Annotated in this window: 10 protein-coding genes; all 10 read right to left on the bottom strand. The window is 70.2% G+C overall.

Annotation, left to right across the window (positions count from 1 at the left end):
- Positions 1-78 precede the first annotated feature (78 nt).
- The 10 genes from KS03_RS06175 to KS03_RS06130 all read right to left on the bottom strand — a co-directional run bounded on the left by KS03_RS06175 (position 79) and on the right by KS03_RS06130 (position 13,004).
- Complete coding sequence (locus KS03_RS06175; protein ID WP_015877667.1) at positions 79-1,245, bottom strand: glycosyltransferase family 4 protein; 1,167 nt, start codon at positions 1,243-1,245, stop codon at positions 79-81.
- Positions 1,245-2,453 carry a glycosyltransferase family 4 protein gene (locus KS03_RS06170; protein ID WP_017923836.1) on the bottom strand — a complete coding sequence of 403 codons (1,209 nt, stop codon included), beginning with the start codon at positions 2,451-2,453 and terminating at the stop codon, positions 1,245-1,247. The genes KS03_RS06175 and KS03_RS06170 overlap by 1 nt, the downstream gene beginning before the upstream one ends.
- On the bottom strand, positions 2,450-3,934 hold the full coding sequence (locus KS03_RS06165) for a glucose-6-phosphate isomerase (protein WP_015877669.1): 1,485 nt from the start codon (positions 3,932-3,934) through the stop codon (positions 2,450-2,452). The genes KS03_RS06170 and KS03_RS06165 overlap by 4 nt, the downstream gene beginning before the upstream one ends.
- Positions 3,935-3,944: 10 nt before the next feature.
- Entirely contained in the window at positions 3,945-5,081 is a 1,137-nt protein-coding gene (locus KS03_RS06160; RefSeq protein ID WP_015877670.1) for a glycosyltransferase, read from the bottom strand.
- A gap of 66 nt (positions 5,082-5,147) precedes the next feature.
- Positions 5,148-6,098, bottom strand: coding sequence for a glycosyltransferase family 2 protein (locus KS03_RS06155; protein WP_015877671.1), 951 nt, complete (start codon positions 6,096-6,098; stop codon positions 5,148-5,150).
- A 38-nt stretch (positions 6,099-6,136) separates the two neighbouring features.
- On the bottom strand, positions 6,137-8,362 hold the full coding sequence (locus KS03_RS06150; RefSeq protein ID WP_035977576.1) for a polysaccharide biosynthesis tyrosine autokinase: 2,226 nt from the start codon (positions 8,360-8,362) through the stop codon (positions 6,137-6,139).
- 57 nt (positions 8,363-8,419) lie between these two features.
- A complete protein-coding gene (locus tag KS03_RS06145) occupies positions 8,420-9,556 on the bottom strand; it encodes a polysaccharide biosynthesis/export family protein (RefSeq protein WP_173941239.1) in 1,137 nt (378 codons plus the stop codon).
- An 80-nt stretch (positions 9,557-9,636) separates the two neighbouring features.
- On the bottom strand, positions 9,637-10,080 hold the full coding sequence (locus tag KS03_RS06140) for a low molecular weight protein-tyrosine-phosphatase (protein ID WP_015877674.1): 444 nt from the start codon (positions 10,078-10,080) through the stop codon (positions 9,637-9,639).
- A 31-nt stretch (positions 10,081-10,111) separates the two neighbouring features.
- The gene (locus KS03_RS06135; RefSeq protein WP_015877675.1) at positions 10,112-11,548 is read right to left on the bottom strand and encodes a UDP-glucose dehydrogenase family protein; all 1,437 of its coding nucleotides are present in this window, start codon (positions 11,546-11,548) and stop codon (positions 10,112-10,114) included.
- 79 nt (positions 11,549-11,627) lie between these two features.
- On the bottom strand, positions 11,628-13,004 hold the full coding sequence (locus tag KS03_RS06130) for an undecaprenyl-phosphate glucose phosphotransferase (protein ID WP_015877676.1): 1,377 nt from the start codon (positions 13,002-13,004) through the stop codon (positions 11,628-11,630).
- Positions 13,005-13,249 lie beyond the last annotated feature (245 nt).

Here is a 13,249-nt window from a genome sequence, read left to right as displayed (position 1 = left end):
CCGCGCCCGGCCCGCACCCGCCCTTCGCCGCGTGCGACGCCATCGCGCGAGATGGCGCCGGGCCGCGCCGCGCGCTCGCTAGCCGGCCCGGATCGCCTCGTCGTAGACCTGCGCGACGCGCCTGGCGATCACGGCGTTGTCGAAGTTCTCGCGCGCGTAGCGCCGGCAGGCCTCGGCGTCGGGCAGCTTCAGCGTGCCCGACAGCGCGCCGTCGAGCCCCTCGGCGATGGCATCGGCGCCGGTGCCGCGCAGCACCAGCTCGGGCGACAGACCCGACACCGCCTCCGGCAGCCCGCCCACCGGCGTGACGAGCACCGGCGTGCCCGCGGCCAGCGACTCCACCGTGATCAGCCCGAAGCCTTCTAGCGCGACGGTCGGCACCACGCTGACGGTGGCCGCGCGGTACAGCGCGGCCAGATGCTCGTCGGGCACGAAGCCGAGCAGCTTGACGTGCTCGCCGAGCCCGGCGGCGTCGATGCGCTGCTGCAGCTCCTCGGCGAGCCGCCCCTTGCCGGCGATCAGCAGCAGCACGTCCGGATGGCGGCGCCGCACGGTGTTCACGGCCTCGATCAGATCCTCGAGCCCCATGCGCCGCACGAGGCGCCGCACCGCCAGCACGATCGGCCGGCCCACCGGCAGTTGCAGCTTGCGGCGCGCCTCGGCCTGCGTGATCGGCAGGTCGAACTGCGCGGTGTCCACACAGCCCGGCACGATCCGCACCTTCTCCTGCGAGATGCCGTAGCGCGCGGTCAGGATCTCGCCGAACGCGCTCGACAGCACGATCAGCCGCGAGGCGCGCGCATAGACGGCCTGCTCCAGATAGCGCTTGGCGCGCTGGCCGAGCGAATCGGCGCCCTCCACCTGGCTCTCGTCGGCCCACGGCCCCTGGAAGTGCGAGACCTGCGGGATGCCGCGCGTGACGTCGAGGCCCGGGAACGTGTAGAGCGCGAAGTGCGACGACACCACGTCGGGCCGCTCCTGGCGGATCACCTCGCGCAGCGCGCTGCGCGCGGCCATCATGCGGCGCGGCAGCGACTGCGAGGCCGGCCCGAAGCCGCGGATCGCGCCGCCGGTATCGGCCGCCACGCGCCCCGAGCCGGCCACCACGCCGCGCACGGCCACGCCGGCGCCGGGCAGCGCGCCGACCAGCGAGTAGTACATGCGATCGAGGCCGCCCGCGCGTTCGGGGAACCAGTGCATGCCGATCTGCAGCGACTTGATCGTCGAGGGGGAAGCGTCTTTCATCACAATGGCTCCTGCGTGGCGACGGGGCCGGGTCCGGCCACCGCGGCGGGGCCGGGCGCGCCGTGCGCCGATGATTGGGAAGACGGCATCAGCCGCCGGTACAGCGCGAGATACTGGGCGCCCATCTGCGCCCAGCCGAACTGGTCCATCAGTTCGCGGGCCGCGGCGCCCATTTCGCGGCAGCGCTCGGGCGAGCGTGCCAGTGCGCCGATCGCGCCGGCCAGCGCGTGCGGATCGTCGGGATCGTCGAGCACCACGCCGCAGTCGGCCGTGATGATCTCGGCGCCGCCCGCGGTGCGCGCGGTCACCACCGGCAGGCCGGCCGCCATCGCCTCCAGCAGCGACAGGCTCATCGCCTCGTAGCGCGACGGAAACACATAGGCGTTCACCGACGACATCAGCGTCGGCATGGTCTTCACCAGCCCGAGAAAATGCACGCGCCGCTCCAGCCCGAGCGCGCGCGCCTGGTCCGGATACGGGCTGCCCGGCAGGTAGCCGGCCACCGCCAGATGGACGTGGTCGGGCAGCTTGGTGAGCGCCTTGAGCACGGTGCCGAGGTTCTTGCGCGGCGTGCGCAGGTCGCCCACGAACAGCAGCAGGAACGCGTCCTCCGGCAGCCCGTAGGCGGCGCGATCGGCGCGCGCGCCGGCGAACGCGCGCGTGTCGACGCCGTTGTAGATCACGCCGACGCGGCTGCCGTCGATGCCGATCCGGCGGATCTCGTCGGCCACCTTGCCGGAGACCGCCACGATCGCGCGCGAGCGGCGGTAGGCCCAGCGTTCGAGCAAGGTGTTGGCGCGCGTGTAGACGTACTGATAGGCCGACCACAATCCCTTGGTGAGCGCGAACGGGTAATAGGGGCTCGCGAACCAGCCGCCATGCACGAAGTGCGCGGTGTTCACGTCGGCCCGCACCCACGAGATGAAGCCGTTCACGTGCAGCACGTCGTATTCGGCGCGGTGGCGCGACAGCCACAGCGCGCTCTTCAGCGCGAACACCTGCTGGCGCATCAGGTTGGTGGGCCAGAAGCGGCCCGGCCGGACCGGAATCCAGCGCACGCGCGGATGCTCGAGCAGCTCCGGCGCGACGTGCGAGGCGACGAGCGTGACGTCGCACTGCTCGGCCAGCGCCGCGCGCGCGATCTCGTAGTTGACGCGCCCCTGCCCGTCGTTGTGGCGTACCACGTGGGTGACGATGGCGATTCTCATTGGTCTACTCCCCGTATGCGTCCGGCGGCGGCTCGCTGGATCTTCTGCCAGTGCGACGCGGACAAGATCGAAAACAAACTCATGAACAGCAACGACCCTCCCGTACCGATCAGGGAGTTGGTGAAGACGAGCATCGCGAAGATCGAGATCGCGAGGCTCACGCAGGCGGCCACGTACTTGTCCTGCTTGAGCCGGAACGAGACGCGCAGCGCACGCGCGAGCAGCCATAGCGTGCCGGACAGGTAGAGCAGCGTGCCGGGCCAGCCGAGCACGAACGGCACGTTCATCACGCCGCTGTCGAAGCTGCCGTATTTGCCGAGCTCGCCGCTGTCGCTCGACAGCTTGGTGGACGAGCCGGTCGCGCCGAGCCCCTCGCCCGCCACGTCGGTGAACGCGGTCTGCGCGAAGGTGGCGTAGAACTTGTTGCGATCGTCGTAGCTGCGGTCGTCCTTGAGGTTGGTGATCGAGGCGAGCCGCTGGCCGAGCCGGTCGGCCACCGGGCCGATCGTGAGCAGCGGCACCGACAGCCCGGCCAGCACCATCGCGCCCACCACCATGCGCACCCGCACGCGGTTCGACGACTTGGCGAGCTGCACCGCGAGCGCGATCACCCAGCCGCCCCAGGTCGAGCGCACCAGGCACAGCATGAAGGCGATGAAGCCGGCCGCGCCGGCCAGCCAGCGCACGCGCTGGGTCGCGGCCAGCATGAAGATCAGCGCGCCCATCATCGCGAACGCGAACGGCCCGGACGAATTCATGGTGCTGAACACGCGCACGCCGTAGGCCACCGGCTCGCCCTGCGAGGCCATCTGCGAGCCGACCATCCACAACACGTCCCAGCTCGGCATGACGAAGAACTGCACCATCCCGTAGGCGCCCATCACCAGCATCCCCCAGATGAAGGTGGACATGATCACCTCGCGGTATTCCGGGTAGTCGCGCGCGTTCACGGCGATGTGGAAGCCGATCAGCACCGGGTAGAGCCAGTTCGCCAGATCGTAGGTGGCGGCCAGCACGCCCGAGGAGACCAGCCCCACCAGATAGGCGTAGCCGAGCCCGAGCAGGATCATCAGCATCGGCAGCCCGCGCCGCTGCGCGAGCACGCGGTAGTGGCGCAGCAGGCCGAGCCCCGCGATCATGGTGACCGCGAGCGGCGCGATCTGGATCAGGCTGGTGGGCGTGTAGGCGCCGCGCGACCAGTCGGCGAGCCGGCGCACCTCGGGACCGAGGAACCACATCCACCAGAGAAAGCCGACGTAGCGCGCCGGGCTGCGGAAATACAGCCACAGGCCGGTGGCGATCGACAGCGCCGGGAACGCGAGGGTGAGCACCGTGCCCTGGTGGGCCAGGATCAGCAGCGCGGTGAGGGTCCAGAGGCCGGTCTGCGCGGCCCAGTGTTTCGGCTCGCCCAGCAGGCGGCGCGCGTGCTGGCGCGCGCGTGCCTGCGGGGGCGCGGCAGCGGGGACGGCGGGCGTGCTCATGGCGGCGCGCTCAGTTGGACGGCGTGCGCGAATCGGCCAGCGGCAGCGGCGCGGCGGCGCCGGCCGGCGCGCGGCGGCGCTGCAGCAGCTCGCGCGTGATGCGCACGTGCTGGGCGGCGAACTGCCGGGTGGTGAGGTCGCGCTCGACGAGCCGCATCGAGGCGGCGCGCGCGAACGCGAGCGCGCGCCCGGGCTGCGCCACCATGCGGTCGGCCGCGCCGCGCATCGCGCCCGCGTCGAAGGCCGGCACGTAGGCCGCGCAGTCGCGCGGGAAATAGTCGGTGAGCCCGCCCACGTCGCTCACGATGATCGGCTTGCCCACCGCCGCCGCTTCCAGCATCACGGTGATGCCCGAGGCGTGATGGTTGGGCCGCAGCGGCACCACGATCACGTCGGCCCAGTCGTAGAGCTCGCGCTGGCGCGCGATGCCCGACACCGAGGCGATCTCGACGTTGTCGCGATGCAGCGCGCGCGGAATCCGGCGCCGCGTGGCCAGCTTCACCGCGTAGCGCGGCTGGCCGCCGAACGCCTCGATCAGCGTGGCCCAGTCGCGGTCGCGGTCGTTGCCGATCGAGGCGATCCGCAGCGGCCGGTGCGGCGTCCACGCCTCGGGCCGGCGCACCGGGAAGTCCTGCGTGTTGAGCCCGTAGTAGACCTGCACCGCGTCGCGCTGCAGGTATTCGCGGCACAGCAAGGCGTTGTCGCGCGCGAGCGTGGTCAGCACGTCGGCGCGCGCCAGCAGCTTGCGGTAGGCCCAGCGCCGCAGCATGCCGAACCGCGGCCAGCGGTCGAGCAGCCAGACGCTCTGCGCGAGCAGCAGCGCGCGCGTGCCGCGCGCGCCGGCCAGCTTCAGCACCAGCGCGGCGGCCAGGTGCTCCTGCTCGGTGTGGGTCCAGATCACGTCGGCCGCCAGCAGCGCCTCGCGATTGCGCCAGGCATGGATCGCGTCGAAGCCGAGCGCGGCCTTCAGCGCGCGCCGCGCGAGGCTGACGAGGCGCGACTCGCGCGCATCGCGCGAATAGTGCATCGCGAACTCGTCCGATTCGGCATGGTGATAGCCGTACAGGCAGCCGATGTTGTCGCCGCGGCGATAGGTGCGCGGGTCGGCGCCATAGAACAGATGAACGTGGACGTTCGTGGCGGTCATGCGAGGGCTCCGGGTGCGGATGGTCGAGGGGCGCGCGGCGGCTCGGGCGTGGGCTCGGGCGTGGGCTCAGGCGGCCGCGAGCGGCCGGCTGCGCGCGGGGGTGTCGCGGCGCGCGGCGCTGGCGCCCTGCCGCACCGCTCGCCAGCGCTCCCGCACGCGCGCGCCGTCGCGCGAGCCGAGCGACAGCAGCACGTGCGCGAGGCCCGGATAGACGCGCGTGCCGACCAACCGATACCACCACCAGGCGATCTCGCGCTTCGGCTCGGGCAGGTGGTCGCGCAGCGTCAGGTGCAGGTTGTAGGCCGCGTTGACGATCGCGTTGCGCGAGGCGGCGTCGCGCCGGTCCTCGTCGAAACGCTCGGCCGGGTAATGGTCGACCGCCACCGCCGGGTCGTAGACGAGCTTCCAGCCGCGCCGCTTCACGGCCATGCTGAATGCCATGTCGTTGTGGGTCTGCGCGCCGGCGCCGCGCAGCCGCGTGTCGAAGCGCAGCCCGTCGATCGCGGCGCGCCGGTAGATCATGTTCGCGCCCTTCAGCATGTCCACCTCGCGCGCGCCGCCGGTGCCCAGGTGATGGTTGCCGACCAGCTTGCCCGACAGCGTGACGCGGCCCACCACCGGCCGCGTGTCGTCGATCACGCGGCCGCGCTCGTGCACCCAGTCGCGGCCGCCCAGCGCGCCGAGCCGCGCGTCGGCGGCGAACGCGGCGGCGATCCGTTCGAGCCAGTCGGGGCGCGGCGCGGCGTCGTCGTCGGTGATCGCCAGCACGTCGCCGGCGGCGCGTTCCAGGCCGCGATTGAGCGCGGCCACCTGGCCCGGCACCTCGATCGGGGCGACCGTGAGCGGCAGCGCGCCGCGCACCGCGGGATCGGCCAGACAGTCGTGGGTCGCGGTGTCGTCGGCTCGCGCCACGACGATCACCTCGTCGGGCGCGCGGCGCTGCCGCTGCAGCGCGATCAGGCAGCGCGCGAGGTCGGTGGGACGCCGGTAGGTCGGCACGAGTACGGAGAGTTTCATCGGATCGGATCCTCGTCGTGGTCGTGGTTGAGTACGCATCACGCGCTCAGGTATTCGTGGACCGACGCATAGCCGCGGCCGTAGCCGCGCGCGCGCGCCGGCACGCCGTTGAAGATGCCGCCCTGCACATGCACGCCGGCCGTGCGCAGGCGCTTGATCGAATCGCTGATCTCGCCCTCGGTGTGCATGCCCGAGCGCAGCACCAGGAAGGTGGCGCCGGCCAGCACGCCGAACAGGGTCGCGTCGGTGACGGCGAGGATCGGCGGCGAATCGACGATCACGGCGTCGTAGCGCTTGCCGAGCCCGTCGAGGTAGAGCGCGAGGCGCGGCGACATCAGCAGCTCGGACGGATTCGGCGGACGCTGGCCGGTGGGGATGAACGACAGCCCCGGCACCTGCGTCTCGCGGATCGCCTCCTCCAGCGCGATCTGTCCGCTCAGCAGCTCGGACAGGCCGTTGCGGCGCGGCACGCCGAAGTAGCGGTCGAGGCCGCCGCGGCGCATGTCGGCGTCGATCAGCAGCACCCGCTTGCCCGAATGCGCGAGCAGCGCGGCCAGGTTCACGGTCAGGAAGCTCTTGCCGATGCCCGGCGTCGGGCCGGTCAGCACCATCACGCGGTTCCTGGCGTCCATCAGCGCGAACTGCATCGCGGTGCGCAGGCTGCGCAGGCTCTCGACGCTGAGATCCTTCGGCCGCGCGACGGCCAGGATCGGCCGCATGTCGCTGCCGCTCTTCTGCGCCTCGGCGTCGAGCCGCTCGAGCTCGGTGCTCTTCGGGATCAGGCCGTACATCGGCAGGTTGAACATGCGCTCGATGCGCTCGGCGTCCTCGAGGCCATGGAACATGTTGCGGCGCAGGAACACCACGCCGGTGCCGACGATCAGCCCGAGGATCACCGCGGCCGACAGGATCAGCGCCTTCTTCGGCTTGACCGGCACGCCGGGGCGCAGCGCCGCGTCCACCAGCCGGATGTTGCCGCCGGTGCCGGCGCGCTGCACCGACAGCTCCTGCACGCGGTTCAGCAGCAGCACGTAGATGTCCTCGGCCACCTTGGCGTTGCGCTGCAGCGCCACCGCCTTGACCTCGGTGGCGGGCAGGCTGCGGAACTTCTCGGCGTACTTGTCGCGCTCGTGCTGCAGCTCGGCGAGCTGCTTGTTGGCGGCCACCACCATCGGGTGCTCGGGCGAGAAGCGCTGCTCGAGCGAGGCCAGCTGCAGCCGCTGCGCGGCGATCTGCTGCTCGTACTGGATGCTGCCCTCGAGGTAGACCTTCGCCTCGTCGCTCGCGTTGATCGAGCCCGAGGTGCTCTGGTACTCGGTCAGCGCGGCCTCGGCGCGCTCGAGGTCGGACTTCAGGCGCGGCTCCTCGCTCTTGAGGAAGTCGAGCATGCGGCTCGCCTCGGCCTGCTTGTTGGTGACGTGCTGGTGCAGGTACGACTGCGCGAGCGCGTTGGCGATCATCGCGGTCTGGTCCGGGTCCTTGCCTTCGAGCGAGATCTGGATGACGCCGGTCTGCTTGCCCTGCTCGGCCACCTGGATCGCCGACTGGAACGCCGTGATCGCGTCGAGATCGTTCTGACGCACCACCGTGAACTGCGTGCCGGGCCGCGCCACCAGCTTGCTGACCGTCAGCGCCACGCCGTTGCCCTCGTCGCGCTCGCCCACGCGGCCGCGCAGCAGCAGGCCGCCGCCCTCGTCGGCGAGCGTGTAGGTGCCGTTCGCGCCGGCCGTCAGCGTGAGCTTCTTGCCCTCCAGCGCCTGCGTCACGTCGATCGAATCGAGCACCGCCGATTCGCCGCCCCAGGCATAGGACCTGAGGCCGAACCACGGCGCGGCGAGCTTGCCCGGCGTGGCCAGGCGCGCGGCGATCGAGCCCAGCAGCGGGAACGTGTTCGGCGTGACCGAGAAGTTCAGCTTGCACTGCTCGACCACCGGGCCGACCACGCCGCGGCTCTTGATGATCTCGATCTCGGCCTCGGTGGCCGGGGTGGCCGGCCCGCTGTTGATCACGGCGCCCGTCTGGGTCTGCGTGAGCGCCTGGGTGGTGTTGTCCGCGGCCTCGACGCGTACATGGGCGTCGGCGGAATAGATCGGCTTCGCGAGGTAGCAGTAGACGCCCGCGAGCGCGACGATCAGCGCCGCGATACCGAGCAGCAGCCAGATGTCGTCGAGCACGACCTGGATCAGTTGGCCGAGGACGACGTCCTCGTCGTCGGGCTTCGCGGCGAGGTCCGCGTAAGGGTGTTTGACTTGCGTATTCACGATGGCTTGTCCGCTCCGGGTTCGGTCGCCGGCATCGGGGATGATGCCGGCACGGTCAGATCAGCGCGTGATCTGCTTCATGTAGTAGACCGACTGGATCGTCGGGAAAATCTGCTGCAACAGGCGGTTGAACTCGACCGAGGCCGCCGTGCCCACGTAGACCACGTCGAGCGGCTTGAGCTGGAAGCGGCTCGACAGCATCAGCGCGTCGGGCTGGGTCATGTCGAGCCGGTAGATGTCGGGCGAGTCCGGCTTGTCCTGCATGTCGCGCAGCACCAGGACCTGGCGCGGGTTGGCATCGGTATCGAGAATCCCGCCGCCGGCCGTCAGCGCGTCGGCGATGGTCAGGCGCCCCTTGAGCATCGGCACCGTGGCGGGCGTCTTCACCTCGCCCATCACGAAGACGCGGCTGTCGCTGCGGTCCGGCACGTTGATCACGTCGCCCGGCTGCAGCATCACGTTCTGCGCCGCGTCGCCGCGATCGAGCATGGCATTCGCGTCGAGCACGTAGAACTTGCCATCGCGCGTGAGCCGCACGCGCTGCAAGTCGGCCTCGGCGGTCGAGCCGCCCGAGCGCGTGATCGCATCCACCAGGCGCAGCGGCACGTCGGTGATGGCGAGCGGCCCGGGGGTCTTGACCTCGCCCGTGACCTGCACCTTCTGGCTGCGGTACGACAGCACGCGCACGTCGATCTGCGGATCGCGCACGTACCTGGCGAGCCGCGCGGTCAGCTCGTCGCGCAGCTGCTGGGCGGTGCGCCCCGCGGCACGCACGCGGCCGACGAACGGGAAGTAGATGGTGCCGTCGGCGCCCACGGTCTGGCCGTAGGGGTCGGCCTGGCCCGGCAGCGCGTTGGTGTACGGCTGCTGCAGCGCGCCCGCGATGGTCTGGGTGGTGTTGCCGCCCGCCGAGAACGTCTGGCCCTGCGGGGTGGTCAGCTCGGGATGGTCCCAGACCGTCACGCCGAGAATGTCCTGCGGCTCGATCCGGTAGACGTACTGGTTCGGATCGCTGAACATGTCGGGCGGCAGCGGCCGCTCCTTGCGCTGCGCGAGCGCCTGCGCCACCACCAGCTGCGGCGTGATCAGCTTCACGTTGTAGTGCTTGTCCGGCGTCGGATCGTGATCCTCGAGGCGCGAGGTGTCGAGGTAGTTGCCGGGCGCGCTCGAGCAGGCGGCCAGCAGCATCGCCAGCATGGCGGGCGCGGCCCGGCGGGCCGCCCGGGGTGCGGCGCGGGGGGCGAAGCGGAGCGCGCAATCGCGCGCAAACAGGCGTTTCAGCATAGTTTTTGCAGCCATCCCTGGACCAGACGTTCGATCAACCGGCAGCTTTCGCGGTAGGCGGATTCGCTGCCGCCGTGCGGATCGGAAATTTCCGCGTCCTCCCATTTGCCGAGCAGGAAGACCTTGCCGCGCGCGAACCGGTCCACCGATTCGATCGCGTCGATCTGGTGCCGCTCGGTGGCGAGCACCAGGTCCGCCTCCCGCACCAGCGCGCTGTTGAGCCGGCGCGAGCGGTGCGCCGAGGCGTCGACGCCGCGCTCGGCGAGCAGCGCCTGCATCACCGGATCGATGCCGTCGCCGTCGTTGGCATCGATGCCGGCCGAATGGAAGGTGCAGCCCTCGCCGAGCGCGGCGCGGCCGTGCGTGCGAAACAGCATTTCGGCGGTCGGGCTGCGGCACACGTTGGCGTGGCAGACGATCAGCACCTTCTGGAACATCGGACCCTCCTCCTCTCGGTTGGCACGCCGCTCAGAGGCGGACCCGCGCGGCCGGGCGAGCGGCGCCGCCCTCGGTGCCGGCCGCCGCGGCCGGTGCGCCGCGCTGCGCGCCGGCGCGGCCGATCGCGTGGTATTCGATGCCGAGCTCGCGCATCGCGAGCGGCTCGTACAGGTTGCGCCCATCGAAGATCACGGGCGTCTTCCAGCGCGCGGCGAGCGCCGCGAAATCGGGGCTCTTGAACGCGGTCCATTCGGTGACGATCACGAGCGCATCCGCGCCGTCGGCCGCGTCGCCGGCATCCTCGGCGAAGCGCAGGCGCGCGAGCTGCCCGGGCGCGCCGGCCAGATCGAGCGCGAACACGCGGCGCGCCTCGGCGGTGGCCACCGGATCGTAGGCGCTGACCTGCGCGCCGCGCGCGAGCAGCTCGCCGATCAGCGCGCGGCTGGGCGCCTCGCGCATGTCGTCGGTGTTCGGCTTGAACGCCAGGCCCCACACGCCGAAGCGGCGCCCGCTCAGGTCCGCGCCGAAGCGCGCGACGATCTTCGCGGCCAGCACGTGCTTCTGCGCGGCGTTGACGTCCGACACCGCGCGCAGGATCCGCAGCGACTGGCCGCTCGCGTCGGCGGTGCGGATCAGCGCCTCGACGTCCTTCGGGAAGCACGAGCCGCCGTAGCCGGCACCGGCGTACAGGAAGTGATAGCCGATGCGCGGATCGGAACCGATGCCGCGCCGCACCGCCTCGATGTCGGCGCCCACGCGGTCGGCGAAGTTGGCCAGCTCGTTCATGAACGAGATGCGCGTGGCCAGCATCGCGTTGGCCGCGTACTTGGTGAACTCGGCCGAGCGCACGTCCATGTAGAGCGTGCGCTCGTGGTTGCGGTTAAACGGCGCGTAGAGCTTCTTCATCAGCTCGCGCGCGCGCTCGCCCGGCACGTCGTCGTCGCAGCCGATCACGATCCGGTCGGGCCGCGCGAAATCGTCGATCGCCGCGCCTTCCTTGAGGAATTCCGGGTTGGAGACCACCGAGAACATGGTGTCGGCGCCGCGTGCGGCCAGCTCGGCGGCCACCGTCGCGCGCACGCGCTCGGCGGTGCCGACCGGCACCGTGGACTTGTCGACGATCACCTTGAAGCCGCTCATGTGGCGGCCGATGTTGCGCGCCGCCGCCAGCACGTACTGCAGGTCGGCCGAGCCGTCCTCGTCGGGCGGCGTGCCCACCGCGATGAACTGCACGTCCCCATGCGCCACGGCCGCCTCGACGTCGGTCGAAAAGCGCAGCCGGCCCGCCGCGCGGTTGCGCGCGATCAGTTCGGCCAGGCCCGGCTCGTGAATCGGCACGCCGCCGTCGTTGAGGATGCCGATCTTCACGGGATCCACGTCGAGGCAGAATACGTCGTGTCCGATGTCGGCCAGGCACGCGCCCGTGACGAGGCCCACGTAGCCGCTGCCGATGATGGTCAGGTTCATTTGTCAGCCCTTGCGGCCGCTGCCGGCCGCCACTCGTTGATCGGTCAATCGGAAAATGAGAAGGAGCGGCGCGCCGCGCTCAGTAGGCATTGCTGCCGGTAAAGCCTTTCCAGAGCGTCAGCGCGACGATCTTGATGTCGAGCCAGAACGACCAGTTCTGCATGTAGTAGAGATCGAGCTTGACGCGGCCGGACATCTTCTCGACGCGGTCGGTCTCGCCGCGAAAGCCGTTGATCTGCGCCCAACCCGTGATGCCGGGCTTGATCCGGTAGCGGAACATGTAGCCGCGCACCAGATCCTTGTAGATGTCGTCGTGTTCGAGCGCGTGCGGACGCGGGCCGACCACCGACATCTCGCCCTTCAGCACGTTGATGAACTGCGGCAGCTCGTCGAGGCTGGTGCGCCGCAGGAAGCGGCCGATCGGCGTGACGCGGGAATCGTTCTTGCGCGCCTGCGTGACCTGCCCCTTGGCCTCGGCATGCACCTTCATCGAGCGGAACTTGTAGATCCGGAACTCGTGGCCGTCGATGCCCTTGCGGGTCTGGCGGAAGAACACCGGCCCGGGCGAGGTCAGCTTGATGAGCACGGCGATCAGCAGCATCAACGGCGAGAGCAGGGTCAGCGCGACCAGCGCAAACATCCGGTCGAACACGAATTTCGGCAGGATGCGAACGTCGGTGATCGGCGAGGCGGCCAGATTGATGGCGGGCACGCCGAGCAGCTCGACCACCTCCTGGTTGAAGAACGACAGGCTGCGCACGTCGGGAATCAGGCGGATATTGACGAAATCATGCTGGAACTCCTTCACGATCCGGTGGATCTGACGCTCCTCGGTGATCGGCAGCGTCAGCCACAGCTCGCGCAGGTAGCGGCCGCGCACCAGCCGCACCAGCTCGGAGAAGCGCCGCTCCACCGGCACGCCGTCGAACTCGCGCGTGCCCACCTGGCCGGTCACGTCGAAGATGCACGACGGCGTGAAGCCGGCTTCGGGGCGCGCGCGCATCTGCGCGATCAGGCGGCGCGTGACGCTGGTGTCGCCGACGAGTCCCACCACCTTGTGGTTGTAGCCCTCGCGGCGCAGCCGCCGCAGCACCCAGTGGACCAACGCCTTCGAAGCCACCAGCAGCGCGGCCGTCACCAACGCCCAGTAGCCGAGCCAGAGCCGCGACAGCGCGCCGGAGTGGTGAAAGCTGAAGCTCATCAGGATCCCGGCCGTCTCCACCGCCAGCCAGGCCACCGCCACGCGACACAGCAGCGAGCGCAGCGGCTTGCCGCGCCACGACTGGTAGATGCCGAAGGCCGGGAAGAACGCGACGATCAGCATGCCGTTGAACAGCACCATCGACCGCTGCAGATCGTCGAGCGCCACGATGCCGCCGCGGTGCAGCCCGGCCGCGACGAGCGCACCGGCCACCGCCATCGCGATATCGATCACTCTCGCCAACACGCTCAACATGGGTCGCTCCTTCGCCTGACAGATGGTCGGATCGCAGCGGCACGGCACCATTCGGGGGCCGGTTCGTCTGCTGCAGGCCCTATTGAAGCGGCAAGAAAATTGTTGCTGCAAGTGCGCAAGTATTTCTAAAAATATTCGGAATTTATTACATTTTTAGTGCGAATTTTTCTCTGCACAATTTTCCGGATCGAATCTCGCCGGTTCGCCCATATCGTCCAACACGGATCGAAAAATCCTTTTGAATC

It is taken from the genome of Burkholderia glumae LMG 2196 = ATCC 33617 (assembly GCF_000960995.1).
Lineage (GTDB): Bacteria > Pseudomonadota > Gammaproteobacteria > Burkholderiales > Burkholderiaceae > Burkholderia > Burkholderia glumae.
Note: the sequence above shows the minus strand (reverse complement) of the source record. Positions and strands in the feature narration are given on the sequence as shown.

Excerpts from the sequence above, each read along its gene's own strand:
- KS03_RS06145 (WP_173941239.1), bottom strand. The coding sequence starts at position 9,556 with ATGCTGGCGATGCTGCTGGCCGCCTGCTCGAGCGCGCCCGGCAACTAC.
- KS03_RS06165 (WP_015877669.1), bottom strand. The coding sequence starts at position 3,934 with ATGAGCACGCCCGCCGTCCCCGCTGCCGCGCCCCCGCAGGCACGCGCG.
- KS03_RS06160 (WP_015877670.1), bottom strand. The coding sequence starts at position 5,081 with ATGACCGCCACGAACGTCCACGTTCATCTGTTCTATGGCGCCGACCCG.
- KS03_RS06130 (WP_015877676.1), bottom strand. The coding sequence starts at position 13,004 with ATGTTGAGCGTGTTGGCGAGAGTGATCGATATCGCGATGGCGGTGGCC.
- KS03_RS06170 (WP_017923836.1), bottom strand. The coding sequence starts at position 2,453 with ATGAGAATCGCCATCGTCACCCACGTGGTACGCCACAACGACGGGCAG.
- KS03_RS06135 (WP_015877675.1), bottom strand. The coding sequence starts at position 11,548 with ATGAACCTGACCATCATCGGCAGCGGCTACGTGGGCCTCGTCACGGGC.
- KS03_RS06155 (WP_015877671.1), bottom strand. The coding sequence starts at position 6,098 with ATGAAACTCTCCGTACTCGTGCCGACCTACCGGCGTCCCACCGACCTC.
- KS03_RS06175 (WP_015877667.1), bottom strand. The coding sequence starts at position 1,245 with ATGAAAGACGCTTCCCCCTCGACGATCAAGTCGCTGCAGATCGGCATG.
- KS03_RS06140 (WP_015877674.1), bottom strand. The coding sequence starts at position 10,080 with ATGTTCCAGAAGGTGCTGATCGTCTGCCACGCCAACGTGTGCCGCAGC.